The sequence below is a fragment of the Nonomuraea sp. B5E05 genome, from assembly GCF_039880665.1.
In the GTDB taxonomy this organism is placed as follows: domain Bacteria; phylum Actinomycetota; class Actinomycetes; order Streptosporangiales; family Streptosporangiaceae; genus Nonomuraea.
This window is the reverse complement of the sequence record NZ_JBDPMJ010000005.1, coordinates 222,394-247,813: the sequence shown is the minus strand read 5'-3', so window position 1 is coordinate 247,813 and position 25,420 is coordinate 222,394. Positions and strand designations below refer to the sequence as shown.

At 69.6% G+C, this 25,420-nt stretch carries 23 protein-coding genes; 11 read left to right on the top strand and 12 right to left on the bottom strand.

Annotated features, from left to right (window positions below):
* Positions 1-10 precede the first annotated feature (10 nt).
* Genes ABGB01_RS12150 through ABGB01_RS12135 form a run of 4 tightly spaced genes read right to left on the bottom strand, consistent with a single transcriptional unit; the run spans position 11 to position 5,300 of the window.
* Positions 11-832: a carbohydrate ABC transporter permease gene (locus tag ABGB01_RS12150; protein WP_347773308.1), complete on the bottom strand. Its 822-nt coding sequence runs from the start codon at positions 830-832 to the stop codon at positions 11-13.
* Positions 829-1,692, bottom strand: coding sequence for a sugar ABC transporter permease (locus ABGB01_RS12145; RefSeq protein WP_347773306.1), 864 nt, complete (start codon positions 1,690-1,692; stop codon positions 829-831). The genes ABGB01_RS12150 and ABGB01_RS12145 overlap by 4 nt, the downstream gene beginning before the upstream one ends.
* On the bottom strand, positions 1,693-2,997 hold the full coding sequence (locus ABGB01_RS12140; protein ID WP_347773304.1) for an extracellular solute-binding protein: 1,305 nt from the start codon (positions 2,995-2,997) through the stop codon (positions 1,693-1,695).
* A gap of 17 nt (positions 2,998-3,014) precedes the next feature.
* Entirely contained in the window at positions 3,015-5,300 is a 2,286-nt protein-coding gene (locus tag ABGB01_RS12135) for a TIM-barrel domain-containing protein (protein ID WP_347773302.1), read from the bottom strand.
* A gap of 426 nt (positions 5,301-5,726) precedes the next feature.
* On the opposite strand from ABGB01_RS12135, the gene ABGB01_RS12130 reads away from it, so the two are divergent.
* Positions 5,727-6,287, top strand: a complete 561-nt coding sequence (locus ABGB01_RS12130) for a DUF397 domain-containing protein (protein ID WP_347773300.1) — start codon at positions 5,727-5,729, stop codon at positions 6,285-6,287.
* Between the two features lie 80 nt (positions 6,288-6,367).
* On the opposite strand, the gene ABGB01_RS12125 is transcribed toward ABGB01_RS12130, so the two are convergent.
* Both ABGB01_RS12125 and ABGB01_RS12120 read right to left on the bottom strand, forming a co-directional pair.
* Positions 6,368-7,195: an alpha/beta hydrolase gene (locus ABGB01_RS12125; protein ID WP_347773298.1), complete on the bottom strand. Its 828-nt coding sequence runs from the start codon at positions 7,193-7,195 to the stop codon at positions 6,368-6,370.
* Between the two features lie 147 nt (positions 7,196-7,342).
* A complete protein-coding gene (locus tag ABGB01_RS12120) occupies positions 7,343-8,731 on the bottom strand; it encodes an NAD(P)H-quinone dehydrogenase (RefSeq protein ID WP_347616604.1) in 1,389 nt (462 codons plus the stop codon).
* A 142-nt stretch (positions 8,732-8,873) separates the two neighbouring features.
* On the opposite strand from ABGB01_RS12120, the gene ABGB01_RS12115 reads away from it, so the two are divergent.
* The gene (locus ABGB01_RS12115) at positions 8,874-9,365 is read left to right on the top strand and encodes a gamma-glutamylcyclotransferase (protein WP_347616605.1); all 492 of its coding nucleotides are present in this window, start codon (positions 8,874-8,876) and stop codon (positions 9,363-9,365) included.
* Here the strand turns inward: ABGB01_RS12115 and ABGB01_RS12110 are convergent.
* Positions 9,362-10,666, bottom strand: a complete 1,305-nt coding sequence (locus ABGB01_RS12110) for an MFS transporter (RefSeq protein ID WP_347773295.1) — start codon at positions 10,664-10,666, stop codon at positions 9,362-9,364. The two genes, ABGB01_RS12115 and ABGB01_RS12110, sit on opposite strands and share 4 nt — an antisense overlap.
* A gap of 110 nt (positions 10,667-10,776) precedes the next feature.
* Here ABGB01_RS12110 and ABGB01_RS12105 point away from each other — a divergent pair, with 110 nt between their 5' ends.
* The 6 genes from ABGB01_RS12105 to ABGB01_RS12080 all read left to right on the top strand — a co-directional run bounded on the left by ABGB01_RS12105 (position 10,777) and on the right by ABGB01_RS12080 (position 18,352).
* A complete protein-coding gene (locus tag ABGB01_RS12105) occupies positions 10,777-11,769 on the top strand; it encodes an Lrp/AsnC family transcriptional regulator (RefSeq protein WP_347616607.1) in 993 nt (330 codons plus the stop codon).
* Complete coding sequence (locus tag ABGB01_RS12100; protein WP_347773293.1) at positions 11,766-13,070, top strand: M20/M25/M40 family metallo-hydrolase; 1,305 nt, start codon at positions 11,766-11,768, stop codon at positions 13,068-13,070. Before ABGB01_RS12105 ends, ABGB01_RS12100 begins: the two co-directional genes overlap by 4 nt.
* A 3-nt stretch (positions 13,071-13,073) precedes the next feature.
* Positions 13,074-13,877, top strand: a complete 804-nt coding sequence (locus tag ABGB01_RS12095; protein ID WP_347773291.1) for a purine-nucleoside phosphorylase — start codon at positions 13,074-13,076, stop codon at positions 13,875-13,877.
* Positions 13,874-15,505: a phospho-sugar mutase gene (locus tag ABGB01_RS12090; protein ID WP_347773289.1), complete on the top strand. Its 1,632-nt coding sequence runs from the start codon at positions 13,874-13,876 to the stop codon at positions 15,503-15,505. The genes ABGB01_RS12095 and ABGB01_RS12090 overlap by 4 nt, the downstream gene beginning before the upstream one ends.
* 892 nt (positions 15,506-16,397) lie before the next feature.
* On the top strand, positions 16,398-16,760 hold the full coding sequence (locus ABGB01_RS12085; protein WP_347773288.1) for a hypothetical protein: 363 nt from the start codon (positions 16,398-16,400) through the stop codon (positions 16,758-16,760).
* A 182-nt stretch (positions 16,761-16,942) separates the two neighbouring features.
* Positions 16,943-18,352 (top strand): ATP-binding protein, encoded by a 1,410-nt coding sequence (locus ABGB01_RS12080; protein WP_347773287.1) that lies wholly within the window; start codon positions 16,943-16,945, stop codon positions 18,350-18,352.
* A 99-nt stretch (positions 18,353-18,451) separates the two neighbouring features.
* Here the strand turns inward: ABGB01_RS12080 and ABGB01_RS12075 are convergent, their stop codons facing one another.
* The 3 genes from ABGB01_RS12075 to ABGB01_RS12065 are packed head-to-tail and all read right to left on the bottom strand — an operon-like array spanning position 18,452 to position 20,699.
* Entirely contained in the window at positions 18,452-18,937 is a 486-nt protein-coding gene (locus ABGB01_RS12075) for a GyrI-like domain-containing protein (protein ID WP_347773285.1), read from the bottom strand.
* A gap of 17 nt (positions 18,938-18,954) precedes the next feature.
* Complete coding sequence (locus ABGB01_RS12070; RefSeq protein ID WP_347773283.1) at positions 18,955-19,884, bottom strand: sigma-70 family RNA polymerase sigma factor; 930 nt, start codon at positions 19,882-19,884, stop codon at positions 18,955-18,957.
* On the bottom strand, positions 19,881-20,699 hold the full coding sequence (locus tag ABGB01_RS12065) for a MerR family transcriptional regulator (RefSeq protein WP_347773281.1): 819 nt from the start codon (positions 20,697-20,699) through the stop codon (positions 19,881-19,883). Before ABGB01_RS12065 ends, ABGB01_RS12070 begins: the two co-directional genes overlap by 4 nt.
* Before the next feature lie 102 nt (positions 20,700-20,801).
* On the opposite strand from ABGB01_RS12065, the gene ABGB01_RS12060 reads away from it, so the two are divergent.
* The 3 genes from ABGB01_RS12060 to ABGB01_RS12050 are packed head-to-tail and all read left to right on the top strand — an operon-like array spanning position 20,802 to position 23,687.
* A complete protein-coding gene (locus ABGB01_RS12060) occupies positions 20,802-21,500 on the top strand; it encodes a TetR/AcrR family transcriptional regulator (RefSeq protein WP_347773279.1) in 699 nt (232 codons plus the stop codon).
* Positions 21,460-22,935 carry an AMP-binding protein gene (locus tag ABGB01_RS12055; protein ID WP_347773277.1) on the top strand — a complete coding sequence of 492 codons (1,476 nt, stop codon included), beginning with the start codon at positions 21,460-21,462 and terminating at the stop codon, positions 22,933-22,935. The genes ABGB01_RS12060 and ABGB01_RS12055 overlap by 41 nt, the downstream gene beginning before the upstream one ends.
* Positions 22,932-23,687, top strand: coding sequence for an enoyl-CoA hydratase/isomerase family protein (locus tag ABGB01_RS12050; RefSeq protein WP_347773275.1), 756 nt, complete (start codon positions 22,932-22,934; stop codon positions 23,685-23,687). The genes ABGB01_RS12055 and ABGB01_RS12050 overlap by 4 nt, the downstream gene beginning before the upstream one ends.
* 51 nt (positions 23,688-23,738) lie before the next feature.
* Here the strand turns inward: ABGB01_RS12050 and ABGB01_RS12045 are convergent, their stop codons facing one another.
* A complete protein-coding gene (locus ABGB01_RS12045; RefSeq protein ID WP_347773273.1) occupies positions 23,739-24,350 on the bottom strand; it encodes a PH domain-containing protein in 612 nt (203 codons plus the stop codon).
* Positions 24,347-25,420: an adenosine deaminase gene (locus ABGB01_RS12040; protein WP_347773271.1), complete on the bottom strand. Its 1,074-nt coding sequence runs from the start codon at positions 25,418-25,420 to the stop codon at positions 24,347-24,349. The genes ABGB01_RS12045 and ABGB01_RS12040 overlap by 4 nt, the downstream gene beginning before the upstream one ends.

Here is a 25,420-nt window from a genome sequence, read left to right as displayed (position 1 = left end):
GGGTTCTCCATCACTTGATGGCGCCGACCGTCACACCTCGGGTCAGCGTGCGCTGGAAGATCAGGAAGAAGGCGATCGCCGGGACGACGCCGAGCAGGGCCGAGGCGCTGGACATCGTCGCGTCCATGTAGCGCTCGCCCTGCAGGACACCCAGCGCGACGGGCACCGTCTGGGTGTCGTTCGAGATCAGCAGGATCAGCGGCAGGAAGAACTCGTTCCAGGTCCAGATAAAGAAGAAGATCAGCAGCACGCTGAGCGTGGGCCGGCTGATCGGCACCACGATCCGCACCAGCGCCCGCAGCCGGCCGGCGCCGTCGATCGCCGCGGCCTCCAGGATCTCCTTCGGGAACCGGCCCAGCACCGCACTCAGCAGGTAGGTGCCGAACGCCGCCTGGATCGCCGTCATGACGATGATCACCGACAGCCGGGTGTCGTACAGGCCTGCCGCCTTGGCCAGGTAGTAGAGCGGGTAGGCCAGCGACTCCTGCGGCAGCGTGTTGGCCACCAGGAAGAGCACCAGGATCGACAGCCGGCCCTTCACCCTGCCGATGCCCAGCGCGTACGCGTTGAGCACCGACAGCACGACGGCCAGCACCGACACCGACGCGCTGATGACGAAGCTGTTCCAGAGCTTCGTGCCGAACTCGACCCGCTGCCAGAAGTCCACGATGCCCTGCAGGTAGAGCCCGTCGGGCAGGCTCAGCGGCCCCTGCGAGCTGTACTCCGCCGGCGACTTGACCGCATTGATCGCCACGATCGCGAACGGGAAGACCATCACGACCGCCAGCACGGCCAGCGCGAACAACACCGCCCAGCGCCCCGGGCCCCTCACGGCTCACGCTCCTGCACGCGCAGGAACAGGAACGTCACCACGACGATGATCAGGGCCAGCACCGTGGCGATCGCGGAGCCGTACCCGACGTTGCTCTTCTGGAAGAAGTTCAGGTACGAGAAGTACGACGGGACCATGGTGGCGTTGCCAGGCCCGCCGCGGGTCAGCACGAAGATCGGCCCGAACACCTTGAGTGCGGCGATCGTGCACGTCAGCAGCACCACGAAGATCTCCGGCCGGATCTGCGGGAGCGTGATGTGCCAGAACCTGCGCCACCACGAGGCCCCGTCGATCTCGGCCGCCTCGTGGTAGGCCGGGTCCACGCGCTGCAATCCGGCCATGAAGATCACCACCGGATAGCCGAGCTGGAACCAGACCATGACCGCCATGACGGTGGCCAGGGCCAGGTCGGGATCGCCGAGCCAGTCGAGCTCCAGCCCGAAGATCTGGTTGACCGCGCCGTACGACGGGTGCAACATCCAGCCCCACACCACGCCGGCGATGGCCACCGGCAGCACCTGCGGCAGGTAGTACGTCGCCCGCAGCGCCGAGGCCGTCCGCGTGCCGAAACGCCGGCCGATGTAGTCGAACAGCGCGGCCGCCAGCACGAGGCCGATCGCGGTCGGCACGACGGCCATCGCCACGATCAGCCCCACGTTGTGCTGGAACGACTCCCAGAACCGTTCGTCGCCGAGCAGCCTGGTGTAGTTGTCGAGGCCGATCCACCGCGGCGTGCCCACCCCCGACCAGCGGGTGAAGCTCGCGCCCACGTTCATCAGGAACGGCACGACGATGACGGCGAGGAACAGCAGCAGGCTGGGGACCAGGTAGGGCCAGTACCCCCTCGTGCGCTCCCTCATCTAGAAGCCAAGGTCGGCGAGGTTGTCCTCGTACGGCCCGGCGATCTCGTCCAGCACCTCGGAGGTGGTCTTGCTGCCGTTGATGAGGTTCTGGACGCCGGCCACCAGCACGTCGTAGTAGCCGGGCGCGGGCCAGTCGGGGTAGAAGGCCAGGCCGTCGGCGGCGGTCAGCTTGTTGAAGCTCTCGATGAGCTCCTTGCTCTTCTCGTCGGTGATCGCGGCCGGGTCGGCGGCCACGGGCACGCCGCCGGAGTTGCCGAGCAGGTTCTGGATCTCCTTGCTCATGGTGATGTCGATGAAGTCGTAGGCCAGGTCCTTGTTCTCCGACTTCTCCGGCACGACCCACAGGTTTCCGCTCGAACCGGGCGACATGGTGGCACCGGGGAAGAGGAAGTGGCCCCACGCGAAGTCCTTGATCTCCGAGGCGAGGCGGCCGTACCACCAGCTGCCGCTGATCATGATGGGGAACTCGCCGTTGATGAACGCCACGCCCATGTCCTCGGCCTTGAGCCCGGAGGAGTTCTTGGCGATGTAGCCCTTCTTCACCCAGTCGGCGAACGTGTCGGCGCCGTAGGTGAACTCGGGCCCGTGGAAGTCGACCTTGCCCTGGTACGACTGGAACGCCGCCAGCCACGGCTTCTGCGCCTTGGTGAGCGCGAGCTGGTAGAGGATCTGCTGGGCCGGGTATTCGGCGCCGGCGTTCGCGACGGGCGTCACGCCTGCCTTGACGAACGTGTCGAGCGCGGCCGTGAGCTCCTCGAACGTCGCCGGCACTTCGACCTTGTGCTTGGCGAAGAGGTCCTTGTTGTAATAGACCATCACGAACTCGCCGTAGTTGGGGATGCCGTACCACTGGCCGGAGCCCATCACGCCGCGGTCGTCGTACATCGCGGTGGTCCGCAGGCCGCCGGTCAGCAGCTTGTCCCAGCCGCGCCTGGTGGTCTCCTCCGTCAGGTCGGCGAGCAGGCCCTGCTTGGACAGCAGGCCGGCGGTGGCGTTGCCCTTGTTGTACTCCATGAGGTCGGGCGCCTCGTCGGAGTTGAGCACCATGCTCGCCGTCTTCTGGATCTGCTCGAAGCTCTTCTCCTCGAACTCGACGGTCACGTTCGGGTGGGACGCCTCGAACTTCCTGATCGCCTCGGCCCACGCCTTGCCCATGGCGCTCTCGGCCGACTCGTAGTGCCACAGTCTCAGCACGCGCGGCTGGCCGCTGTCCGCGGGCGACGGGCTGCCGGAGCCCGAGCCGCAGGCCGACAACGCGAGCACCACGGCGGCCAGCGCCGCGGCGCCTCTCAACTTGACCATGATCCCTCCAGGGGGTGTCACACGATGACGGTTCGCGCGGGGGCTCCGGGCACCGGGACGATCTCGACCCCGGTGACCCGCTTCGGGCCGGTGACGGCGACGCGCAGCTCGTCGCCGTCCCTGGTGGCGACGGCGACCGTCACGCCGTCGGTGTCGTGGATCTCGGCGGTCCCGTTGACGCCCCCGAAGGCGAGGAGGGTGATCTCCGCCGGCACGCCGATCGTGTCCTGCGGCTCGGCGACCGGGATGAGCGCTCCGTGGCGGGCGAACAGGGGGATCTGGTCGAGCGGCTTGTCCACCCGGACGTGGCGGGAGCCTTCCAGCACCTCGCCCGTCCAGTAGTCGACCCACGTGCCGCGCGGCAGGTAGACCTGCCGGACGCCCTCGGGCGCGGTCATGGGGGCGACCAGGAGGTCACGGCCGAGCAGATATTCCAGGTCGGCCTGCCAGGCCACCGGGTCGTCCGGATGGTCCACGCACAACGCCCGCATCATCGGCGCGCCCGTGCGCGCGGCCTCGACGGCCGCCGAATAGAGGTAGGGCATCAGCCGGTAGCGCAGCCTCAGCGCCGCCACCGCCGCCTCCTCGACCTCGGGGAACTCCCAGGGCTCGCGGGTGGTGGTGCCGTGCAGGCGCAGCAGCGGGGAGAGCGCGCCGAACTGGGTCCAGCGCACGTACAGGTCGTCGGACGGGCGGCCGGTGAAGCCGCCGGCGTCGTGGCTCCAGAACGGCACGCCCGACAGGCCGTGCGCGAGCCCGCCCCTGATCGTGCTGCCCATGGCGGCGTAGCTGGTGTAGGTGTCGCCGCTCCACTGGGCGCTGTGGCGCTGCCCCCCGAGGTACGACGAGCGCGCCCACACCAGGTCGTGGCCGTGGACCTCGCGGGTGACGGCGGCGACCGCGTCGTTGAACAGCAGGGTGTAGACGTTGTGCAGGTCGGTGCCGGTCATCCCGTTGGCGGCGACCGCGTCGCTGGGCACGCCCTCGGCGAAGTCGGTCTTGAACGCCGCGACACCCTGGCGCAGCAGCCCGCGCAGCAGGCCGGTGAACCACTCGACGGCCATGGGATTGGTGAAGTCGACGATGCCGCAGGGCGGGAAGGAGCCGTGCCAGCAGTCGGCGACGTAGACCTCGCCCTCCCGATCTTTCAGGAAATATCCGGCTGCAGCTGCCTCCTCGAAGGCGGGGCTCAGGTGGGAGACGTACGGGTTCATCCACAGACAGACCTTGAACCCCATCCCGTCCAGCTCGGCCAGCATCCCCTCCGGGTCGGGGAAGTTCACCGGATCCCACCGCAGGTCCGACCAGTGCCCGTCGGCCTGCCAGTACGTGTCCAGGTGCAGCACGTCGCACGGGATGCCGCGCTCCCTGATCGTGCGCCCCCTGGCCAGCACCCGTTCCTGGCTGTCCACGCAGAACCCGGAGGAGATCCAGGTGCCGAACGCCCATTTCGGCGGCAGCGCGGGCCGGCAGGTCAGCCGGTCGTAACGGTCCAGCACGTCGGCGGGCCCCGGCCCGGCGATCACGTAGTAGTCCATCACGTCGTCGGGCACCAGGATCTGCACGACGCTGTGCGTCGACTGGCACACGTCGAACTCCACGGGCGCCCCGCTGTCGACGAGCACGGCGTACCCCCTGCTCGACAGGTAGAGGGGCACGTTCTTGTACGCCCGCTGCGACTCGGCGCCGAAGGCGTCGAAGTTCCACATGACCGGCCGCTGGCCACGCTTGTCCAGCCGGGTGAACGACTCGCCGAACCCGGTGAACGCCTCGTCGGGGGCGGCGGCGAAGCTTTCGTGGTAGGCCACGGGGGTGCCGCCGGTCGAGGAGCGGCCGAACGGCAGCGTACGGAGCCTGCCGCTGATGTCGATGTGCCCGCGGTCCTGCTCGGCCAGCGTGGCGCCGGAGGCGTCGGTGAAGCGCAGGTGCCACGGCGCGAGGCTGATCTCGGCGCGCAGGGAGCCCGCGTCGATCACGATGGGCTCGCCCGGCGCCACCTCGGCCCGGGCCTCCGGATACCTGCCGGGCGTCACCAGGGAGATCGCCCTCTCCGAGCGGGGCCTGGCGGTCGCGTCCTCCGACAGCCGCACCCGGATGACGCCCTCCCCGGCCACGCCCACCTGGACGACCAGGGTCTCCTCCGCCGAGGTGACCGCCTTCAGCATCACCTCGGCGCCGTCGGCCGCGACCAGCTCGGCGGCGGTCAGCGCCGACAGCCCGCCCTCGCCTCGCGTGCGGACCGGCAGCTCGGGCGGGTCCGCCACGAAGTACTCGTGGGCGACCAGCGGGGGGCGGTAGGGCATGGAGGCTCCTTCGAACGGCTGCGCCAACTCGTGAATTAGTTTGCTGTCCATACCAACAAACGTCAACGGCCCACCAGGTCGACCGCGGACACCCTTCACGGGGGACGCCCGGCCCACCCCTCACGGACCGGCCGGTAGCAGAGCCCACACGACTCGTTCACCGGTCCGCGTGCGATCGGTGGCCCAGCAGCCGCGGGTGAGGTCGTCCACGAACCACAGGCCCCGACCTCGTGACTCGTTCGGTCCTGGCATGCGCGGCATGGGGACGGAGGCCGACAGGCCAGGGTCTTCGACGGCCAGCCGCCAGTAGCGCCGTTCCCGCTCATCGACCGGCCGCAGGCTCATCCTGACCCAGGAGCCGGCACCGTGGACGACCGCGTTGGTGACCAGCTCTGTCGCGATGAGTTGAAGGTCGGTCAGAGACGGGTGATCACCGATCCACTGCCGAAGCTCTCGGCGGGCCAGCCCGGGGAGCCGGGCAGGCTGCTCAATTTCCTGCCGGCGACCCGTCGCGATCCGATCTTCCGGACGCTGGCCCCGTGGCTGCAGGTCGAGAAGACCGCCGGGGAGTTGTGCACCTGGGCACCGCTCATCGTGGCCGGCCTGCTCCAGACGGAGGCGTACGCGCGAGCCATCCTCAGCGGCAAGCCCGGCTCCAAGGAGAGCGACACCGAGGCGTCCGTGAAGGCCAGAATGGCGAGACAGGCGACCTTTGAGCGGAATGCTCCTCCGTCGCTCCTGGCCATCCTCGACGAATCCATCCTGTATCGTCCGATCGGCAGCGAATCCATCACCCGTGACCAACTGGCACACCTGATCAAGACGTTCTCAGGTGACAACGGCGAATGCGTGGAGGTCGCTCCGCTCAGCGGGGGACGTGTCGCCGTGAGAGACAGCAAGGACCGCGGCGGGCCTGCCCTGGTGTTCACCTCGTCGGAGTGGGCCGCGTTCAGGAGCGGCATGTCCAGGGGAGAATTCGACTTCTAACCGGGCCGATGGGGACCTGACCTTGGGGTCGGGTCCCCTCTCCGTGCTGCAAGCTGCGTGCAGCCCGACCGTAAGCCCGGTCAGGCGCGCAGGAACTCCAGCAGGTCGGCGTTGAAGCGCTCCTTCTGGCCCGGGACGAGGGCGATGCCGTGGGAGCCGCCTTCGTACACCTTGTACGAGCAGTTCTTGATGATCTGTGAGGACTTGTCGCCGGCCGCCACGATCGGCACGATCTGGTCGTCGTCTCCGTGCACGACCAGCGTCGGGATGTCGAACTTCCTGAGGTCCTCGGTGAAGTCGGTGGCGGAGAACGCGTCCACGCAGCGCACCCCCGCCTGGATGTTCTCGGCCATGCCCATCAGCCAGAAGGCGTCCTTGTTGCCCTGTGTCACCGTGTTGCCCGGGCGGTTGGCGCCGAAGAAGGCCTCCGCGCTGTCGCGCCAGAACTGCGAGCGCTCGGCGAGGATGCCGGCCTTGAGATCGTCGAACACCTCCTGCGGCGTCCCCTCGGGGTTGGCGTCGGTCCTGAGCATCAGCGGCGGGATCGCCGACAGCAGCACCGCCTTGCGCAGGCGGGACGTCCCGTGCCTGCCGACGTAACGGGCCAGCTCGCCACCGCCCATCGAGTGGGCCACCAGCGTGATGTCGTCGAGGTCGAGCGCGGTGATGAGGTCGTTCAGGTCGTCGGCGAAAGTGTCGAAGTCGTAGCCGTCCCACGGCTGGCTGGAGCGGCCGTGCCCGCGCCGGTCGTGCGCGATCGCCCGGAAGCCGTTGTCGGCCACCAGCTTCATCTGGTCGTGCCAGGCGTCGGCGTTGAGCGGCCAGCCGTGGCAGAAGACGACCGGCGGGCCGCTGCCCCAGTCGTAGAAGAAGATCTGCGTGCCGTCGCGCGTGGCTACGTAAGGCATGGTGCTCCCCCGTCGATGGTCGTGTCGATGCCGGGTGCGCGTGCACCCCGCACACGGGAGCACCTCACCCGCGAACGAGCCATACCGCAGTTCGCCGTCGGGTAAGGCCAAGCCCGGATCAACGGGTCTTTGCCGGAGAAAAGCCGCCTAGATGGCGACGCCCGGCTGCATGAGGCGGCGGGCGGCCTCGGTGATGGAGCCCGACATCGAGGGGTAGACCGCGAACGTGTGCGCGAGCTGGTCGACGGTGAGCCGCTGCTGCACGGCCACCGACACGGCCAGGATCAGCTCGGACGCGCCCGGCGCCACCACCACGCCGCCCAGCACGATCGCGGTGTGCGGGCGGCAGAACACCTTGACGAACCCGTCGTTGAAGCCCTGCATCTTGGCCCGCGCGTTGGTCGCGAGCGGCAGCTTTACCACGTTGGCCTCGACCTCGCCGGCCTCGATCGCGCGCTGCGCGACCCCGACCGCCGCGATCTCCGGGTCGGTGAAGATGTTGGAGGCCACGGTCGACAACCGCAACGGCTGCACGGCCTCGCCGAGCGCGTGCCAGACCGCGATGCGCCCCTGCATGGCGGCGACCGAGGCCAGCATGAGCACGCCCGTGCAGTCGCCGGCGGCGTAGACGCCCGGCGCGGACGTGCGGGAGACCTTGTCGACCTTGATGAAGCCGCCGTCGTCGAGCTGGACCCCGGCCTCCTCCAGCCCGATGCCGGAGGTGTTGGGCACCATGCCGACGGTCATCAGCGCGTGCGAGCCCTCGGCCGTGCGGCCGTCCTCCAGCGTCACCACCACGCCGTCGTGGGTGCGCTTGACGGAGGCGGCGCGCGAGCGGCCCATGACGTTCATGCCGCGCCGCCGGTAGACCTCTTCGAGCACCTCGGCGCCGTCGGCGTCCTCGTTGGGCATCATCCGGTCGCGGCTGGAGACCAGCGTGACCTCCGCCCCCAGCGAGCGGTAGGCGCCGGCGAACTCGGCGCCCGTCACGCCGGAGCCGATCACGATCAGGTGCTCGGGCAACTCCTCCAGGTCGTAGAGCTGGCGCCAGGTGAGGATGCGCTCGCCGTCGGGCTCGGCGCCCGGCAACACGCGCGGGGTCGCGCCGGTGGCCACGAGCACGACGTCGGCCCTGATCGTACGGTCGCCCGCGCGCACCACCTGCGGGTCGACCAGCCGCCCGCGCGCCTTGACGATCTCGACGCCCTCGGCCTCCACCCGCGTGGCGATGTCGGCGGACTGCGCCTGGGCCAGCTCCTTGACGCGCTGGTTGACCAGCGGCAGGTCGACGCCGACCACGCCCGCGTCACCGTCGGGGCCGCCGGAGAACGACACCCCCAGCGAAGGGGCGTCGAGCAGGGCCTGCTTGCGGACCGAGGTCGCGATCAGCGTCTTGGACGGCACGCAGTCGGTCAGCACGCACGCTCCGCCAGGACCGTCCTGCTCGACCAGGGTGACCTGCGCGTCTAGCTGCGCGGCCACGAGTGCTGCTTCGTAGCCGCCTGGTCCGCCACCGATGATCGCGATCCTCGTCACGCCTCCCATTGTCCCGTACGCGGTGGGGCGGGCGGCAACCGGGCCACGCCACCTGATCCGGATGGATCGACTCCGGCGGGTGGCGTGGCAGGATGGCGCGGTAGCTGGATGACGAAGCAGCACCCGGCGAGAGGGGTGGATCGTGGCGTGGCTTTCGGATCCTTCGGGCAAGTCCAATGACCTCAGGCTCTATGCCGCCTACGGCACCAACATGGACCCGGAGCAGATGGCCATGCGTGCCCCCCACTCCCCCATCTGGGGGGTCGGCTGGCTGCCCGGCTGGCGCCTGACGTTCGGCGGGATGGACCTCGCCTGGGAGGGCGCCGTCGCCACGATCGTCGAAGACCCCGACGAGCACGTGTTCGTCGTGCTCTACGACGTGCCCGAGTGGGAGGAGACCTCCCTCGACCAGTGGGAGGGCGCGGTCCGCGGGCGCTACCACAAGGTGCGGCTGCGGGTGCAGACCCTCGACGGCGAGGTCGTGGCCTGGGTCTACGTGCTCGACGGCTATGAGGGCGGCCTGCCCTCGGCCCGCTACCTCGGCAGCCTGGCCGAGGCGGCCGAGCGGGCGGGCGCCCCCGACGACTACGTCAAGGAGCTGCGGGAGCGCCCCTGCACCTCGGTCGGCGGTTAGCGCAGCGGCTGGTCCTTGGTCTCCGGCAACACGAAGATGTAGACCAGCGTCGAGATCAGCGCCAGCCCCGACATGTACCACGGGAAGAGGCCGGGGTTGCCCATCTCCTGCATCGCGGTGCCGATCAGCGGGGCGGTGCCGCCGAAGAGCGCCACGGTCAGCGAGTAGGGGAAGCCCGCGCCGGCCGCCCGCACCCTGGTCGGGAAGAGCTCCGAGTTCACCGCCGCCGAGATCGAGGTGAAGCCGCCCAGGAAGACCATGCCGATGAGCTGCACGGTCAGCAGGCTGCCGTACGCGTCGGTCAGCAGGCCCAGCAGCGGCACGGGCAGGAGCACGAACCCGAGCCCGAAGGCGATCAGCATCGGCCTGCGCCCGATCCGGTCCGACAACATGCCGAGCAGCGGCTGCAGGACCATGAAGAAGACCAGCGAGATCGTGCCGATCTGGAGCGAGTCGGCCTTGTCGAAGTCCACGGTGATCTGCGCGTACGTCGGCAGGAACGTGGTCCACGTGTAGTAGGCGACGGTGCCGGCGATCGTGATGCCCACGATGGTGGCGGCCGACCTCGGGTGAAGCTTGAGGAACTCGAACATCTTCTGCCGTTCGGCCCTGCCCTGGCGCACCTCCTCCGCCACGGCCGAGGTCTCGTCGGCGCCCTTGCGGATCCACAGGCCCACGAGGCTGAGCACGGCGCCCACGAAGAACGGGATGCGCCAGCCCCACGCGTCCATGTCGGCCTGGATGAGCATGGTGGCCAGCACCGCCGCGAGCCCCGAGGCCAGCAGCTGGCCGATGGTGGTGCTGACGTACTGGAAGCTGGAGAACAGGCCGCGGCGGCCGGGCGGGGCCGACTCCACGAGGAACGTGGTCGCGGCGGCGAACTCCCCGCCCACCGACAGGCCCTGGATGAGCCGGGCCACGACGAGGATGATCGGCGCCAGCACGCCCACGGCCTCATAGGTGGGGGTCAGGCCGACGAGCAGCGAGCCCACGCCCATCAGCACGATCGTGCCCGTCATGGCGAGCTTGCGGCCGTACCTGTCGGCGAACGCGCCGACCAGCAGGCCGCCCAGCGGGCGCATGAAGAACCCGACGGCGAACACCGCGAACGAGCTCAGCAGCGGGACCAGGCTGTTGCCCGCGCTCTCGGGGAAGACCTGGCTGGAGAAGTAGATCGCGAGGAAGCTGTAGGCGTACCAGTCGTACCACTCGACGACGTTGCCGATGCTGGCCGCCGTGAGCTGGCGGACGCGGCTTTTGGGGATGCCGAGTGGTGACTGCGTGGTGGGGGAGGTCGCCACGGATGGCTCCTTTGCTGAACAGTGCGGTGATGGCCTACTGTGCATGGGACGACCGAAACAGTCAATTATCTGGGAATTTATTTACATACCCGACATTGAGATGGTTGTAGGTGGATGTTCTCGACCGGCGTCTGGTCGCCGCGTTGCAAGTCAGCCCTCGCGCCTCGTGGGGCGAGCTCGGCAGGGCCGTGGGCGAGCACGAACGCACCGTCGCCCGGCGGCTCCAGCGGCTCATCGCCGAAGGGATCGTGCGGGTCACGGCCATCTACGACGACCTGCGCACCGGGCACGGCCGCCCCGTCCACCTGCACGTCCAGGTGCGTCCCGGCACCGCGGGCAAGGTCGCGCAGGCACTGGCCGACCGGCCTGACACGCGCTCGGTCTACTCGCTGACCGGCGCCGCCGACCTCGGCAGCGAGCTGGTCTCCCCGTCCCGCGAGGACCTGCACCACATCGTCTCCGCGCAGATCAGCGAGATCGACGGCGTCGTGCAGACGCAGACCCAGGTCGTCCTCCACACGTTCAGGACCGTCGCGGAATGGCACGCGCCCTACCTCACCGAGCAGGAGGTGGCCGAGCTCCGGCCCCCGCCGCCGCCGGAGTGCCTGCCCGACGAGGACGGCCTGTCGCCGCTGGAGGAGGAGATCGCCCAGCTGCTCGCCCACGACGGCAGGATCGCCTTCACCGCGGTCGCCGAGCGGCTCGACATCTCCGTGCCGACCGCCCGCCGGCGCGTCACCTCGCTGCTCGAACGGCGGCTGCTGCTGCCGCGCGCGGAGGTCGAACCCGCGCTGCTCGGCCTGGAGGTCGAGGCCATGCTCTGGTTGAAGGTCCGCCCGCACGGGCTCGACCTGGTCGGCCGGCGTCTGGCCGCGCACCAGAACGTCCGTTACTGCGCCGCCACCACAGGCACCCACTCTCTCATCGTGCAGGTGGTGGCGGCCCACGAGGCCGACCTCTACCGTTTCCTGACCGGCGTCGTCGGCCGGCACGACGAGATCACCGACATCGACCTCACCCTCATCACCCGCGCCCACAAGCGCGGCCACCTGCTCAAGTCCGGACTGCTCACGCTGGATCACCGTTGGGAGAAAACGCCATGACACCTGCCGAGAAGGAAGTCGCCGACCTCTGCGCGGAGCTGATCCGCGTCGACAGCAGCAACTACGGGGACGGCAGCGGGCCCGGCGAGCGCGCCGCGGCCGAGGTCGTCATGGCCAGGCTGGCCGAGGTCGGGATGGAGTCCACGTACGTCGAGAGCGAGCCGGGCCGCGGCAACGTCGTCACCCGCGTCGAGGGCGACGACCCGACCCTGCCCGCCCTGCTCGTGCACGGGCACCTGGACGTCGTGCCCGCCAACGCCGCCGACTGGACGGTCGACCCGTTCGCCGGCGAGGTGCGCGACGGCTACATCTGGGGCCGCGGCGCGGTGGACATGAAGGACATGGACGCGATGATGCTGGCGGTGCTGCGCCAGATGAAGCGCGAAGGGCGCAGGCCGCGCCGCGACATCGTCTTCGCCTGGCTGGCCGACGAGGAGGCCGGCGGCGTGTACGGCGCCAAATACCTCACGGCCAACCACCCCGAGCTCTTCGAAGGGGTCACCGAGTCGATCAGCGAGGTCGGCGGCTACTCCCTGGAGGTCGACCCGTCGTTGCGCCTCTACCTCATCGAGACCGCCCAGAAGGGCCTGGCCTGGATGAAGCTGACCGCCGACGGCACCGCGGGCCACGGCTCCATGCTCAACGACGACAACGCCGTCACCGAGGTCGCCAGGGCGGTCGCCAGGATCGGCGAGCACGACTGGCCGCTCACCTACACGCCCACGGTCCGCCGGTTCCTCACCGAGGTCGCCTCCGCCTACGGCATCCCGTTCGACGAGAACGACCCGCAGCCGATCCTGGACAGGATCGGGCCGCTGGTGCGCTTCGTCGGGGCGACGCTGCGGCACACCACCAACCCCACCCAGCTCGGCGCCGGCTACAAGTCGAACGTGATCCCCGGCCAGGCCACGGCCGTGGTCGACGGGCGCTTCCTGCCGGGGTTCGAGGAGGAGTTCTTCAAGACCGTCGACTCGCTGCTCGGGCCGAAGGTGCGGCGCGACTTCGTGCACCACGACATCGCGCTGGAGACCTCCTTCGACGGCGCGCTGGTCGAGTCGATGATCGCGGCGCTGAAGGCCGAGGACCCGGCGGCGCGGGCGATCCCGTACTGCATGTCGGGCGGCACCGACAACAAGACCTTCTTCGCCGACCTGGGCGTGCGCGGCTTCGGTTTCGTGCCGCTGCGGCTGCCGGCGGACATGGACTTCGCGGCGATGTTCCACGGCGTGGACGAGCGGGTGCCGGTGGACGCGCTGCACTTCGGCGTGCGGGTTCTGGACCGGTTCCTCCTAAACTACTGAAACGTGAGTGAAGACCCGTACACCCTGGCCTCCGAGGCCGCCACGGCGCTGCGTGCCGCCACCGGCCTCGACACCTTCGACGTGGCGCTCGTCATGGGGTCGGGGTGGGTGCCCGCCGCCGACGCGATCGGCGAGACGGTGAGCGAGATCCCGTTCACCGGCCTGCCGGGGTTCCGCGCCCCCGCCGTTGCGGGCCACGGAGGCAGGATCCGCGTGGTCCGCACCGCCGCGGGGCGGCACGCGCTGGTGTTCCTCGGGCGTACGCACCTCTACGAGGGGCTCGGGGTCGACGCCGTGGTGCACGGCGTGCGCACCGCGGCCGCGGCCGGGGTCCGCACGCTCGTGCTGACCAACGCGGCCGGCGGCCTGCGCCCGGAGACGCAGAACGTCGGCGACCCCGTACTGATCAGCGACCACATCAACCTGACCGGGTCCAACGCGATCACCGGCACCACGTTCCTCGACCTCACCGAGGTCTACTCCCGCCGCCTGCGCGCGCTGGTCCGCGAGATCGACCCGACGCTGGCCGAAGGCGTCTACATCGCCTTCCGCGGGCCCACGTACGAGACGCCCGCCGAGATCCGCATGTGCCGCACGCTGGGCGGCGACATGATCGGCATGTCCACCGTGCTGGAGGCCGTCGCCGGCCGCGAGGCCGGGCTGGAGGTGCTCGGCATCTCCCTGGTCACCAACCCGGGGGCGGGCCTGTCCGGCGAGCCGCTCGACCACGAGGAGGTCCTGGAGGTCGGCCGGGCCACGGCGGCCCGCATGGGCGTGCTGCTGGCCAAGGTGGTGGACCGGCTTTGAGCGTTCTGCGGCAGGCGCGCGAGTGGCTGTCCCAGGATCCCGACCCCGACACCCGCGCCGAGCTCTCCCGCCTGGTCGAGGGGGAGGACCTGGCCGCGATCGAGGAGCGCTTCGGCGCCAGGCTCGAGTTCGGCACGGCGGGCCTGCGCGGCGAGCTCGGCGCCGGCCCCAACCGGATGAACCGCGTCACCGTCATGCGCGCCGCCGCCGGCCTGGCCGCGGTGCTCGGGCCCGGCAAGCACGTGGTCATCGGCTACGACGCGCGACACAAGTCCGACGTGTTCGCCCGCGACACGGCCGCCGTGCTCACGGGCGCCGGGGTGCACGCCTCGCTCCTGCCCGGCCCGCTGCCCACGCCCGTGCTGGCCTTCGCCGTACGCCGCCTCGGCGCGGACGCGGGCGTGGCGGTCACCGCCAGCCACAACCCGCCGCGTGACAGCGGCTACAAGGTCTACTGGGACGACGGTTCCCAGATCGCTCCGCCGATCGACCGTGAGATCTCGGCCGCCATCGACGCGGTCGGCCGCGTCGACCGGCTGCTGATCGACGGCCCCGGCACGCTGACGGAGCTGGGCGAGGGCATCGTCGACGACTACATCGCCGCCGTGACGTCGCTCCCGCTGGGCGACGCCCGCGACCTGAAGGTGGCCTACACGCCGCTGCACGGAGTGGGCGCCGCCACGCTGACGGGCGCGTTCCTGGCCGCCGGGTTCCCGTCGCCACTGGCGGTCGAGGAGCAACGCGAACCCGATCCCCGCTTCCCGACGGTGCCCTTCCCCAACCCGGAGGAGCCGGGCGCGATGGATCTGGCCGTGGCGCTGGCCGCCGAGGTCGGCGCGGACCTGGTCCTCGCCAACGACCCCGACGCCGACCGGTGCTCGGTGGGGGTGCCGCTGCCCGGCGGCGGCTGCCGCATGCTGACCGGCGACGAGGTCGGTGGCCTGCTGGCCGAGCACGTCATCGCGCACACCACCGGTGACCGGATGGTGGCCACCACCATCGTCTCCTCGACGTTGCTCGGCAAGATCGCGCAGGCGCACGGCGTGCGCTACGGCGAGACGCTGACCGGCTTCAAATGGATCATCAAGGCGGGGCCGGGGCTGGTCTTCGGCTACGAGGAGGCCATCGGCTACAGCGTCGGCACCGACGCCGGCCTCCCGGTCAGGGACAAAGACGGCATCGGTGCGGCGCTGGTGGTGGCGGGCATCGCGGCGGAGGCCAAGCGTGCCGGGCGTACGCTGCTGGACCTGCTCGACGACCAGGCCCGGCGCTACGGGCTGCACGCCACGGAGCAACTCTCCATCCGGGTGTCCGACCTGTCGCTGATCGCCGACGCCATGTCACGGCTACGCGCGGCTCCGCCCGCGACGCTCGGCGGGCGGGGGGTGTTGCGGGCCGACGACCTGGCCAAGGGTTACGGCGGCCTGCCGCCGACCGACGGGCTGCGCTACGCGCTGGAGGGGGACGCCCGCGTGGTGGTGCGCCCCTCGGGCACGGAGCCCAAGCTCAAGTGCTATCTGGAGGCGGTCGTGCCGGTGGCGGGCGAGGTCACCGAGGCACGGGCCGTGGCGGCCCGCGAGCTCGACCTCCTGCAGAGAGAACTCGCCGCCCTGCTCGACCTCTCGTAGCGATCGTTACTCTGCGTTATTCAAGCGAGACGTACGGTGATATTCGGGAGGCCCGCACGCAGCCCGACACGCCCACCTCATAAATTTTACTCAGGCCGCCCGCAACCCCTTCAGGCCCGCCGATCCACCAAGGAAGAAATGCTTCTTCCGCCGCACCTTGGATTACGTTTCAGCCGAGCCGGTTAAAAGCATCGGATCGCGGCCGGGAGACAATTCTTCAAAGGCCGGAGATTTCCATCCGCCACCGATGTTCCGCCACGCGGAAGCGAAAGATCGTTCCTCGAATCGCGGGCCAGAAAGTCACCTCATACCGCCCCATAACACGCCATCCAACCCGAAGCCATCAAGTATTCTCAGTTCACGCGCAAACCCACCCCACACGCCACACATTCCGGACAAACCACCCCTCGACCGGACTGCGGAAGCAAGGACATCAACCCCTCTCACCTGTACAATTACAACGATGACCTTGAGTCCGATCGCGTGGACGCAAGGCCGGGAAGGGGCAGGGGAAGGCACGTCGAGGCGAGCGTTCCCAGCCCTCTCCTCTGATTCCGGAAGATTGTCCGCTGACTCCAGGTGGACGCCGGAAAACCGTTGACAGAAGAGGTCTCCCGGGCAAACGGGAGACCTCTTCGTTTTTTTCCGCCACGCGCTGCGACGAAAGCAGGAACCTTATTCGCGGCACGGTCACCTAGCGTGAGCGCGAGTCGTCATGCCATGCTTACCGCACTACGAGGAGCTCCCGCTCTCCTGTTTGCCCAGGAGACGAGAAACACGAGCCCCCTCATAGACCGGCGCCGAAAAGCGGCCTCATTCCGTGCCGCGCTTCGACGCCTTCCACCTGGAGTCAAACCGAACACCGACGTTCCCGGACAAGAGGAGAACACCGATGGCGACATCGCCCGCACGTTCAGGCAGGAGCCGCCGCCCACAGGCCCCCGCACCCGTTCAGCCGTCCGGCGGGACCGCGTCCTGGGTGATCGCGTTCATGAGCGCGCTGGTCACCTACCCGATCTTCGTGGACATGCTGCTTCCCCAGGGCTACAGCCCGTGGGTGGCCGTGGCCGTCGCGTCCGCGGCCTGTCTGGGCGCGGGCCGGGCCACGCAGATGATGTCGTCCGGCCCGGCCCGCCAGGGCGCGGGCGGCGCCGTGCTCACCCCTTCGTTCATCGCACGGGTGGCGACGCTGGTCATCCGGGCCGCCCTCACACCGCGCCCCCAGGACAACGACCCGCCGGACACAAGGCCATAGCCGGTCTGGGGCACTCAGGCAAGGCCCGCCCGTGGTTGCACCACTGGTGAACCATCCACAGGTGGATGCACCAACGTCGGTGGTCTCATCCGTGAGACCACCGACCCACTCAGGGTCAGAATATCCCCACCTTGATACCAATAGCTGCGTTAGTCTCACCGGTGAGACTAACTGGAGGAACGGTGGAACCCTTCATCGGCAGGCGACGAGAACTGACCGCCCTCACGCGTGCGCTTGAAAAGACGAATCGCCGTCATTTCGATCGGCCGGGACGCGCACTCCTGATGAGAGGACGCCGCCGGGTCGGAAAATCCAGGCTGGCGGAGGAGTTCATCCGGCAGGCGCAGGTGCCTCACCTGTACTACACGGCGACGGGGCAGACGCTCCGTGAAGAACTCCACATCTTCACGGACGAGGCGTCATCGTCCAACCTCCCCGCCGCTTCCGTCTTCGATGTCGAGCAACCCGAATCGTGGCACGACGCGCTTTCCCTCCTGGCACGCGCCCTGCCCGAACACTCCCCCAGCATCGTGGTCATCGATGAGCTCCCCTACCTTGTCAAGGCAGATCCCACGCTGGAGAGCGTGCTGCAGAAGCTCTTCGACAGGGAGTTCTCGAGACGGCCGGTCCTCCTTCTCCTCATCGGCTCGGATCTGCCGATGATGGAAGCCATCAACACCTATGGCCGCCCCTTCTACCAGCGGGCCGCCGACTTCATAGTGGGCCCCCTCACACCGTACGACGTCGGACAGGCTCTTGATCTGCCCCCTGAGGCGGCGTTCGACGCACACCTGGTTTCAGGCGGGTTGCCGATGATCTGTGAGGAGTGGCCCAAGGGCGCCCCGCTCTGGGCATATCTGGAGCAGGCACTCCACGACCCGCTGTCGGCTCTGGTCGTCAGCGGCGAGCGGGCCCTCGCCGCTGCATTTCCGCCAGAAGCGCATGCCCGCCAGACCCTGAACGCCATCGGGTCGGGCCAGCGCACACACTCCAACATCGCGGCCGCCACCCAGGAGATCCCGCGCGCGACGATGAACCGCGCACTTCAGCTTCTGCTCGAGAAGCGTATGATCGCTGTGGACCGGCCCTTGTCGACGCGCCCCTCACGAGAGTCGCGCTACCGCGTCATCGACTCTCACCTGCGCTTCTGGATTCCCTTCATCGCCAACCGCCTGACGGACATCGAACGCGGCCGGGGAGACAAGGTCCTGGAGCGGATCCGCAGCTCTTGGACATCATGGCGCGGAGTCGCCGTCGAGCCCCTGATCCAGGAGTCGCTTCGCCGTATGGACGGCCTGCCCGAGGCGACGGGAGCGATCGGGGGCTTCTGGACCAGGACCAACGATCCGGAGATCGACATCGTCGGCGCGGACCGGGAGCCGGTCGCCAAGCAGATCACGATGGTCGGGTCCGTCAAATGGCTGGAGAACCGCCCGTTCGATCATCATGACCTGAGCGAGCTCATCGTGCACCGGTCCAAGATGCCCGGAGCCGACTCCTCCACGCCGCTCTACGCCGTCTCCCGCAGCGGCTGCGAGGTGGAGGGCGTCACGCACATCACCCCTGAACACCTGGTCGACGCCTGGCGATGAGCACGGATGGTCTCAGCGATGAGACCAACGCGAAATCAGGTCCGCTAGAGACCGGGGTTGAGACCAACAGCGCGTGTTGGTCTCAACCATGAGACCTACTCAGGCGAGGCGGATCTGCAGGTCGGTGTCCCAGTTGTGCATGTCGGGCTCGACCCTGGGATCGGTCTGGAAGAGCTCCAGCCGGCAGCCCCAGTGCTCCGTCCCGTCCTTCTCCGTCATGTCCCAGGCGAGCCCCTGCTCCGCGCCCCACTTCAGCAGCGCCTCGATGACGCCGATGAGCTGGTCGGGGTGCCCGTGGTGGGACGTGACGGCGTAGCGGCCGGCGGGCAGGGTGGCGGCGAAGATGTCGCCCTCGCCCTCCACCGGCTCGGCCACCGGGACGCCCGCCTGCACCACCAGCCGGTCCTCCGGCATGTTGATGGCGTCGTACCTGAGGAAGGGCGCTCCGGCGGGGGCGTGGCCGCGTTGGGCGAGCCAGCCGATGATCTCCCCGATCCGGTCGGCGACGAGGCCGAAGGTGGTCATGGTGATGGTCCCGCGCACCCCGACGTACGGCCGCTCGGGACATTCGACGATCTGTGGCATGTTCTGTTCCTCCTTCATCAACCTGTACGGAGCGGCGCCGCGAAACTCATCGGCAGGCCGAAGAACGGGAACAGGCCGGGATCGAGGTAGGTGGTCTCGCTCGCGATGCGGCCACCGGCGACGTCGAGGACGACCAGGGCGAACGGCTCGCCGTTCAGATACTGGCCGAAGGCCGGGGAGCCGTTCGCCCTGACCGGCAGCAGGCGTGAGCCCGCGCACGGGGCATCGCCGCTCGCGGCGGCCGCGGTCAGGACCATGTGGATGTGCTCGCGCCCGCGCAACCACCACGCGAACGGCGGCATCGACGACGTCGCGTCCTCGTGCAGCAGCGACACCAGCGCGGCCACGTCGTACCGTTCGAACGCCGACACGTACCGGGCCAGCAGGCCCTCGTCCACCGTCTCGTCGGCCTCCTCCGCCGGGGGGAGCTTGGCACGTGCGCGCTGGAGCGCGCTGTTGACCGACGGGACGGTGGTGGACAGCAGGGCGGCCGTCTCGGCGGCGGACCACGTGAGGACGTCGCGGAGGATGAGCACGGCGCGCTGCCGCGGCGGCAGGTGCTGGAGCGCCGCCACGAACGCCAGCCGGACCGTCTCCCGGGTGACCGCCAGTTCGGCCGGGTCGAGCACCTTCGCGTCCGGGACGGGCTGGATCCAGCGGCTCGGCGGCAGCGGCTCGCCCAGGGCGTCGCCGGGGGTGGCGGCGGGGCCCAGGTCCATGGCGCGGGCGCGGCGCTGCGGGCCCCTGAGCATGTCGAAGCAGACGTTCGTGGCCAGGTGGAACAGCCACGTGCGCAGCCCGCCCCGAGCGGCATCGTACGTCCGCCAGGCCCTGACGAACGTCTCCTGCACCGCGTCCTCGGCCTCGAAGCCCGAGCCGAGCATGCGGTAGCAGTAGCCGGTCAGCGCGACCCGGTGGTGTTCGAGCTCCTCCTCGACGTCCGTCATCCGGCCGGAACCACCGCGATCTGGAGCTCCGTCACCCATTCGTCCAGGTTTTCCGGGCAGTGCAGGGAGACCTCCCTGGCCAGGGCGAGCGAACGGTAGCCGTGCTCCTCGATCCAGTGGGCCAGGGTCTGGAACGTCTGCCCCACCTCCTCCATCGACCCGTGGTGGATGATCGTGGCCGCCGTCTCGATCGCCGGCAGGTCGAGGACCTGGAAGTCGTGGTCGCCGGGCGTCACGGACACCGGCAGGCAGGCGTGGGCCATGACCGAGCCGTCGTCCTCCTCCTCGTAGTAGGCGACCCCAGGGCCCACGACCTTGACCGCGGCCTCCTCCACGCGGCGGCAGATTTCGGCGAAAAGGGGCTGGATGACCGGGCCGATGTCCTCTCCCTCGTAGCTGGCCGCCCTGGCGCTGAGCTCGGCGACCCTGATCGGGGCGACGCGCTTCAGCACGACCTCCGCACTCTCCATGTGGCCCTCCGTTTCGATCGTCCGCAGGCGTGCCTCGACGCTGCGCAACCTCGCCAGGTCGGCGCTGATCCGGGCTTCGAGCTGGGCGCGGCGCATGCGTACCATGCCGTGCAGCTCCTCCGTGCTGACCTTCTCGTCGAGGATGGCCCTGACCTGCTCCAGCGTGAAGCCGAGGTCCTTGATCGCGACGATGCGGTTGAGCCGGGACAGTTGCGCGGCCTGGTAGGAGCGGTAGCCGTTGACCTGGTCCACGTGCGCGGGGCGCAGCAGCCCGATCGCGTCATAGTGCCGCAACATGCGTACGGACACCAGCCCCAGCCTGGCGAACTCTCCGATGGTGAACATGACGTCTCCGGTTTAGGGCCTCACACGGTGTCAGAGTCAACCTATGGCGATTTTTCAGGAGTTGAGATAGTTTGCGAGGCGACCGAACGTTCGGTAGGTGCCATGATCGTCAACCTCACGGACCCTGACACTGACGCGCACGAGCGGATCAGGACGGCCGCGGTGCTGCTGTTCGCCCGGCAGGGCTACGCCGCGACGAGCATCAGGGACCTCGGCCGGGCCGTCAACATGACCAACGCCGGGATCTATCACCACGTGGCGAGCAAGGAGGCCCTGCTCGCCGACCTCATGCGCGTCGCCCAGCAGGGCCTGAACGACGCCACGGACGGCATGCTGGCCACGGCCGGCGGCCCGGCCGATCGGCTGGCCCTGCTGATCGGCTCACTCACCGCCATCCACGCCCTCAACCCCCTGACCACCCGCGTCATGGACGGCGAGTTGCGTTCCCTGACGCCGGGCTCGGCCGCCCACGACGAGATCATCGCCCTGCGCGACGCGTACGAGGCCCACTGGAAGCGCACGCTGGCCGACGGCGTCGCCGGGGGGACCTTCCGCGTCGCCGACCAGAAGCTGACCCGCCTCGCCCTGATGTCGATGTGCACCGGCACCAGCGAGTGGTACCGCCCCGACGGGGACTCCACGCTGGAGCAGGTGTGCGCCGAGTTCGTCACGATCGGCCTGGCCGCCGTACGCGCCCCCGCCCAGGTCACGACAAGTCCTGACTTCTCCCTGCTGCCCGACTTTCCGTGGGAGCCGCTGGATGCACACAACGATCCCCGACCTGATGAGGCACGCCGCTAGAACGTACGGCGCGCGCGAGTTCCTCCGCTTCCCCGACACCTCGCTGACCTTCGACGCCGCGGACACCCGGTCGGACCGCCTGGCCGCCGCCCTGACCGACCAGGGCGTGCGCCCGGGCGACCGGGTGGCGATCATGCTGGACAACGTGCCCGAATGGCCGCTGAGCTGGCTCGCGATCCTGAAGGCCGGGGCGATCGCCGTCCCGGTGAACGTGCGCTACCAGGCGGCCGACCTGGCTCACGTGCTCGACGACTCGGGCGCGGTGCTGACACTGACCACGGACGACCTGGCCGCGATCAACCCGGGGCCGCGCCACGACCCGCGGACCCTGATCCGGCAGGCGGGCGACCGGAGCCCTCAAGTCTTCGTCAAAGCCGACGATGTTGCCAATTTTCAGTACACGTCGGGCACCACGGGCTTCCCCAAAGCCTGCATGCTCACCCACGACTACTGGCTCAGGACCGCCCAGATCGTCGCCGACCAGGCACGCCTCCGCGACGACGACGTCGTGATCATCGCCCAGGCGTACTCGTACATGGACCCCCAATGGGTCACCGTGCTCTGCCTGGCCGGCGGCATTCCCCTCGTGGTGCTCCCCCGCTTCTCCGCCTCCGGCTTCTGGAACTCGGCCAGGGAGCACGGCGCGACGCTCACGTACGTGCTCGGCACCATGCCCCTGCTGCTGCACAAGCAGCCGCCCCACCCGCGTGACCGCGACAACCGCATGCGGCTCGTGCTCTGCTCGGGCATCCCGCCCGAGTTGCACCGCACGTTCGAGGAGCGCTGGGGCGCGCCATGGCGCGAGCTCTACGGCTCCACGGAAAGCGGGCCCGACCTGGTGGCGGCCGTCGACGCGGACGACACGGTCGGCACCGGCGCCATGGGCGTCGCGCCCCCGGGCAAGGAGGTCGAGCTCGACGACGACGGCGAGATCCTGGTCAGGGGCGTTCCCATGATGAAGGGCTACTGGAACCACCCCGACGCGACCGCGCACGCCTTCAGAGGCGGCTGGTACCACACGGGCGACCTGGGCATCCGCGACGGCCACGGCTACCTCCACCACGCCGGGCGGCTGAAGGACATGGTGCGCAGGGGCGGCGAGAACATCTCCTGCGCCGAGGTCGAACGCGTGCTCGCCCAGCACCCGGCGGTCCTGCAGGCGGCCCTGGTGCCCATCCCCGACGACCTGTGGGGCGAGCTGCCGAAGGCGTTCCTCCAGCTCCGCCCCGGTCACGCCTCCGACGCGCGTACCGCCATGGATGTCATCGAGCACGCCAGAGGCCGGCTGGCCCGCTTCAAGATCCCGGCGTACGTGGAGTTCGTCGAGTCGTTCACGCTCACCCCGTCGGCCCGTATCGAGAAACGCCACCTGCTCCACCCCGAACGCGACCAGCGCGCCGCTCCCGCCATCCCCGTCGGCAAGGAGAGATCATGATCGAAGTGACCGAACGCGACGGGGTGGCGCTGATCACCCTCGCCCGCCCCGCCAAGCTCAACGCCCTCACCACCGGCATGCGCAGGGACCTCGCGGCGGCCGTACGGGACCACGGCGACGGTAGGAGCGCCAGGGGCATCGTGGTCACCGGCACGGGCCGGGCGTTCTCCGCCGGGGAGGACATCCACGAGGCCGCCGGCCGTTCGCTGGTCGACGAGGTGGCGTCGTTCCACGACATGACCAGGGCCGTGCTGGAGACGCGCGTACCGGTCGTGGCGGCGGTCAACGGCCTGGCCGTCGGCGGGGCCGCCGAGTGGACGCTCTGCTTCGACACGCGCATCGGCACCCCGTCGGCCGAGTATTTCCTCCCCGAGAACCACATCGGCCTGTCGATCTCGAACGGCGCGAGCTACCTGCTTCCCCGCCTGGTGGGCGCACGGGCGCTGCGGCTGGTGCTCGACTCGACCCGTACGAGCGCGCAGGACGCCCTGGCCGCGGGCCTGCTGGACGAGATCGTCGCGCCGGAGGCGCTGCTCGACGCGGCGATCGCCCGCGTGCACCACTGGAGCGCGCCCGGCACGGCCACCGCTGTGCACCTCAGGCTACTGCGGCCGCCGGCGCGCGAGGTCGAGCGGGCCTTCGAGGCGGAGACGGAGGCGGCCAGGCTCGTGGAGGAGGCGGGCATCGCCCAGGCGGGCATGACGAAGTTCATCGACCGCACGCGCCGACCTGGCCAGGACTTCCCCGGCTGAACGACGGCCACGGAACTCCTGAGGAGCCGGCGACCCTCGCGACGGCACCGGTCAGGCGACGACGATCGCGGCCACCACCAGGGCGATCGCGGCCACCAGCACGGCGATGGAGTCGTAGGACCAGGTGACCCGGGCCGGCGCCGCCTGCTCGTCGCGGCGCCTGGCCGCCTCGGCGCGCTCGCGGATCTGGTCGCCCACCCAGTCGGCGTGGGTCTTGCCCGCGAACGCCTCGACCGCCGCCTGCTCCGACCTGGAGAGCGTCGGCTCGGTCGTGAAGCGCCCGCGTTGCCGCCTGGGGGCGCCGCGCCGCTGCGCCTTGGCCCGCTCTCTGGCGCTGCTCATCGGCGTCCACAACCGCAGCACCCGCTCGTCGCCGTGGTGGACGATGATGGAGTGGGAGACCGTGACGTCGTCGATGGAGGCCCACGGCAGGAACGTCGTGCGGAACGGGTTGCGCCCCACCAGGCCCTCTTCCGTGAACACGGTGGCGGGCCTGAGCGCGATGGAGTAGACCAGCGCCGTCAGCGCCCCCAGCACGGCCAGCGCCACCAGCGACGACTTGCCGGTGTAGTGGGCGATGAGGTCCCACACGTTGAACGCGACGAAGGCCAGCCACACCCACGCCAGCGCGAACGCGGTCTTGGAACGGTAGGACTCTTTCACGACTGCCACTTGATCTGCGCGAACCCGGGCTTGATCACGCCGTTGATCAGCGCCAGCCGCTCGTCGAACGGGATGAACGCCGACTTCATCGCGTTGACCGTGAACCACTGCAAATCGTCCCAGCCGTAGCCGAACGCCTCGACCAGCTTGTGGAACTCCTGCGACACGCTCGTCGAGCTCATCAGCCGGTTGTCGGTGTTGACCGTGACCCGGAAGTGCAGCCGCCGCAGCAGCCCGATGGGGTGCTCGGCGATCGACGCGGCGGCGCCGGTCTGCAGGTTGGAGGTCGGGCACATCTCCAGCGGGATGCGCTTGTCGCGCACGTAGGCGGCCAGCCGCCCCAGCTTGGCCGACTGGTCGCCGGCCACGGAGATGTCGTCGATGATGCGCACGCCGTGGCCGAGCCGGTCGGCGCCGCACCACTGGATGGCCTGCCAGATCGACGGCAGCCCGAACGCCTCGCCCGCGTGGATGGTGAAGTGGGCGTTCTCCCGCTGCAGGTATTCGAACGCGTCGAGGTGCCGCGTGGGCGGGTAGCCGGCCTCGGCGCCCGCGATGTCGAAGCCCATGACGCCCACGTCGCGGTAGCGCACGGAGAGCTCGGCGATCTCCATGGAGCGCGCCTGGTGCCGCATGGCCGTCAGCAGCGTGCCGACGTGGATGTCACGCCCTTCGGACCCCTGCCTGAACCCCTCGAGCACGGCCTCGACCACCTGGTCGAGGCTCAGCCCCCTGGAGGTGTGCTGCTCGGGCGCGAAGCGCACTTCGGCGTAGACCACCCCGTCGGCGGCCAGGTCTTGAGCGCACTCGGAGGCGACGCGCACCAGGGACTCGCGCGTCTGCATGACCCCGACCGTGTGGTCGAACGTCTCGAGGTAGCGCTCGAGCGAGCCCGAGTCGGATGCCTCCTCGAACCACTGGCGCAGGTTGTCGGGGTCGTGCGTGGGCAGCCGGCCGTAGTCGGTCTCCCGGGCCAGCTCGACGATCGTCTCGGCGCGGAGCCCGCCGTCGAGGTGATCGTGCAGCAACACCTTGGGAGCCCGCCGGATCTGGTCAAGCGTGGGGCTCAT